The 3,643-nt window shown below is 73.1% G+C and carries 7 protein-coding genes; 4 read left to right on the top strand and 3 right to left on the bottom strand.

Annotated features, from left to right (window positions below; all coding sequences use genetic code 11):
• Positions 1–148: 148 nt before the first annotated feature.
• Together KBX39_RS26355 and KBX39_RS26350 are read right to left on the bottom strand one after the other, a co-directional pair.
• The gene (locus KBX39_RS26355; RefSeq protein ID WP_104112479.1) at positions 149–787 is read right to left on the bottom strand and encodes an HAD family phosphatase; all 639 of its coding nucleotides are present in this window, start codon (positions 785–787) and stop codon (positions 149–151) included.
• Positions 788–902: 115 nt separating this feature from the next.
• Positions 903–1,643: a neutral zinc metallopeptidase gene (locus KBX39_RS26350; protein WP_187693785.1), complete on the bottom strand. Its 741-nt coding sequence runs from the start codon at positions 1,641–1,643 to the stop codon at positions 903–905.
• 165 nt (positions 1,644–1,808) lie between these two features.
• On the opposite strand from KBX39_RS26350, the gene KBX39_RS26345 reads away from it, so the two are divergent.
• A complete protein-coding gene (locus tag KBX39_RS26345; protein ID WP_166456052.1) occupies positions 1,809–2,174 on the top strand; it encodes a hypothetical protein in 366 nt (121 codons plus the stop codon).
• Between the two features lie 9 nt (positions 2,175–2,183).
• Here the strand turns inward: KBX39_RS26345 and KBX39_RS26340 are convergent, their stop codons facing one another.
• Positions 2,184–2,363, bottom strand: a complete 180-nt coding sequence (locus tag KBX39_RS26340; protein WP_043324402.1) for a hypothetical protein — start codon at positions 2,361–2,363, stop codon at positions 2,184–2,186.
• On the opposite strand from KBX39_RS26340, the gene KBX39_RS26335 reads away from it, so the two are divergent.
• The 3 genes from KBX39_RS26335 to KBX39_RS26325 form a co-directional block, all read left to right on the top strand.
• On the top strand, positions 2,362–2,541 hold the full coding sequence (locus KBX39_RS26335; RefSeq protein ID WP_147265157.1) for a hypothetical protein: 180 nt from the start codon (positions 2,362–2,364) through the stop codon (positions 2,539–2,541). The two genes, KBX39_RS26340 and KBX39_RS26335, sit on opposite strands and share 2 nt — an antisense overlap.
• Before the next feature lie 79 nt (positions 2,542–2,620).
• Positions 2,621–2,956, top strand: coding sequence for a YnfA family protein (locus KBX39_RS26330; RefSeq protein ID WP_064446108.1), 336 nt, complete (start codon positions 2,621–2,623; stop codon positions 2,954–2,956).
• A 75-nt stretch (positions 2,957–3,031) separates the two neighbouring features.
• Positions 3,032–3,643: RNA polymerase subunit sigma-70 (locus tag KBX39_RS26325; protein WP_210873031.1), on the top strand; the 612-nt coding region annotated here is incomplete at its 3' end.

Below are 3,643 nucleotides of genomic sequence, written 5' to 3'. Positions count from 1 at the left end.
ACAAGCCACGCCGCCTTCGTCACCTGGGCCATGATCCACGTCATGGTCACCCGCCTGGCCCGACACACGAAACCGGCCCAGGCAACCCACACCTGAGCCGGAATCTCAAACACTCACTTAACGCCTCGTGCATAAGAAGGGGCCCTTCCTAACGGTTGAGCAGCGCCGCGAGCAGCTCCAGGTCCGCCCCGAGCAGGCTCTCCATCTGGTGTACGCCGTCGGCGGGCGCCAGCGGCACCTCGGCCGGAACGGCCAGCACCGCCGCACCGGCTGCCAGCGCGCTCGCCACGCCGGTCGGTGAGTCCTCGATCGCCACGCACCGCTCGACCGGTACGCCCAGCAGACGCGCGGCGGTCAGGTACGGCTCCGGGTGCGGCTTGGCCGCGTCCACCTCGTCGCCGCATACCACCGCGTCGAAGCTGTCCCGGCCCAGCGTGTCCAGGGCCACCTCGACCAGGGACCGGCCACTGGAGGTGACCAGCGCGGTGGGGATGCCGGCGTCCCGTACCGCCCGCAGCAGCGCCAGCGCGCCCGGACGCCAGCGCAGCCCGGTGCGGAACAGCTCCAGGATCCGGGCGCTGATCCAGTCGGCGCTTTCCTGCACGTCCCGCTCCGGCTGGCCCAGGTCGTCGTGCACGATCCGCATCGCGTCGGCCATCCCGGTGCCGACGATCGCGCGGCGGGCGTCGTCGGACAGGACACCGCCGTACACGGCGGCCAGTTCCTGCAACGCGACGTCCCACAGCTTCTCGCTGTCGACCAGCGTGCCGTCCATGTCGAAGAGCACGGCGGCGGGGTGCTTGCTGCTCAGCGGGGGCCTCCTTCGATACGCGTACCCCGCCGATCCTGCCAGCCGCGCCGGGCCCGCCCGTCACCGTCCCCGCCCCTGGTGACCCGCGGCATCACCCGAGACCGCACGCGCCCAGCGACTTCTCGTATCCCCGGAAGAACGAATCGCTGCGCTGCTCGGCGGTGCCGTGCGAGCCCTCGGCGAACCACGGCTGGTCGGGGTCGTCGCCGACCGCCAGCAGCCCTTCCCGGAACTCCTCCAGGTCGCCGTCCTCCAGCTCCAGCACCCCGGCGCGCACGCTGTCCCCGAGGTACGCCCCGGCCATGCAGTCGGCCTGCAGCTCCTGCTGGATGGTGAAGTTGTAGCGGATGCCGAGCCGCACCTGCATGCCGTGGGCGTACTCGTGGCCGAGCAGGTAGAACAGGAACGCGTCGCCGATCTGCCGGAACGCCGCCACCGACCAGTTCACGTCGTAGGCGATGAAGTCGCCGGCCGAGCAGTACACGGCGTTGTTGCGGGGCAGCGCCTGCCCGGCGCAGGCCACCTCGCCCTCCCGGCTGTAGGGCACCACCCGCCGGATCGGGGTGAAACGCTGACCGGAGGCGCGGAACTGCTGCGCCCAGTAGCGTTCGGCCAGCCGGACCGCGTCCTCGATGTCCTGCTTGAATTCGGCGACGCTCGTGGTGCCGTCCGCCCGGGTGGTCTGCGACTCGGGCTGCGCGCTGCGCGGGGGTACGGGCTGCTGCGGCTCGCCCTGGTCGACGCCGCCGGCCATGCAGCCGGCCGCGACCAGCGCGGCCACCACCAGCCCGGCGATCGGCCCGCGCCCCTGACGTCCCGCCCTGTCCCCCACCATGACCTCCCGGTTTTCGTACCCGTGTCCCGCAGCAGTACCCCCGGCGGACGCCGGTGATGCTCACCGGCTCACACGCACGGCCGCCGGGAAACGTTCACCAGGCGACGGCGTCCCGGGCGCCCGCGCCGGTCACGCTGGATCGGCCCGGGTACCGTCGCCGGGATGGAGCCGCACCCGTCGTACGCCGGAATTGTCTACTGGCGACGTAGCCTCTGGAACGGCCTGCGGTGCGTGCCGGTGCTGATGACCCTCGACGAGGGCTGGCTGCGGGCCGGCGACCGGCGCGGCGCGGAGGTGTTCGCCGCGCCCGTCGGGCAGGTCGAGGCCCGGGGAACGATCTTCGGCACGATGCTGCTCACCGTCGGCGGCCACCGGTACGCCCTGGTCGGCGTGGGCGCCACCGTCTCACCGCCACCGAGCAGGGAACAACTGCGGCGGCTGGACGAGCTCACCGCCCGCGCCGAGCCGGTGCCGGACCTCGCGTCCTGGTGGGAGACGCTGGCGCGGGCCGGCGTGACGGTGCGCTGAGCGGCGTGGTCAGTCCAGGCCGCGCATGATGTGCGGTTCGCCGTCGTCGTCGCCGAAGCAGCGGTGCAGCACCTGGGCACGCGCCCACAGGTCCAGGCTGCTCGGCGGTCCGACCGGCCCGGTGCCGGCGGGCGCGCTCAGCACGGGAGCCGGGTCCGGCGGGACCTGCGACGTCACCTCGTCGGTCATGTCCGCCCCTTTCGTCGTACCCATGCTCGCCCTCGGGCGTTTCCGCCACGTCAACGCCGACGGCGGGGGCGTGGACGCGCCGCCTGGTCCGGCGTCGGCCCGTACTCCGGTGACGGTAGTCCGCCGGGCCGCCGAGCACAGCCGTATTCCCGACGTCGCCGCAGGTGGCGGCCGGTGATCACGCCTGCGGACCGGGCGGGCCGCAGGTGTCGCCGCGCCGGGCGTCGCGACCCTCGCGCCCGGCTACGGTCTGACGCATGACTGTCGTCCGGTCCATCCTGCTGTTCCTGCTCGCCGCGCTCGCCGAGATCGGCGGCGCCTGGCTGGTGTGGCAGGGCTGGCGGGAGAACCGCGGCCTGCTCTGGGTCGCCGCCGGGGTGATCGCGCTCGGCGCCTACGGATTCGTCGCCACGTTCCAGCCGGACCCGAACTTCGGCCGCATCCTCGCCGCCTACGGCGGCGTGTTCGTCGCCGGGTCGCTCGCCTGGGGCATGGTCGTCGACAAGTTCCGGCCCGACCGCTACGACCTCGCCGGCGCGGCCATCTGCCTGGTCGGCGTCGCGATCATCATGTACGCGCCGCGCGCGAGCTGACGGCGCGGTGATGAGTTTCCGCGCCCGTACCCGTCACACCTGCGACAGACCACGACGAGGCGGGAGGATGACGTGATGGGTGCGGAGCCACGGCGGGCGGAGCTGGGCGTACGCGATCTGGGTGAGGTCGACGAGCCGGCGTTCGCCGGGCTGGCGCAGCGGCACCGGCGGGAGCTGCACGTGCACTGCTACCGGATGCTCGGATCGTTCGAGGACGCCGAGGACACCGTCCAGGAGACGTTCCTGCGCGCCTGGCGGCGGCGCGAGACGTTCGCCGGCCGCTCCACGTTCCGGGCCTGGCTGTACCGCATCGCCACGAACGCCTGCCTGGACCTGCTGGCCAAGTGCCGTCCCGAGCCGGCGACCGGCGGCGAGGTGCGGTGGCTGCAGCCCTACCCGGACCGGCTGCTCGACGAGCTGCCCGCGACCGGCGCGGACGAGCCGGAAGCCGTCGCGGTGGCGCGGGAGACGATCGAGCTGGCGTACCTGGTCGCGGTGCAGCACCTCGCGCCACGCCCGCGTGCCGTGCTGATCCTGCGTGACGTGCTCGGCTGGCCGGCCAAGGACGTCGCGGAACTCCTGGGCGACTCGGTCAACTCGGTGAACAGCGCGTTGCAGCGCGCCCGCGCCGGCATGCGGGAACACCTGCCCGCGCAGCGGCAGGACTGGACCGGCGACGAGACCGAC

The sequence above is a fragment of the Micromonospora sp. D75 genome (assembly GCF_018070405.1).
GTDB lineage: Bacteria > Actinomycetota > Actinomycetes > Mycobacteriales > Micromonosporaceae > Micromonospora > Micromonospora chalcea.
This window is presented reverse-complemented; position numbering and strand designations above follow the sequence as displayed.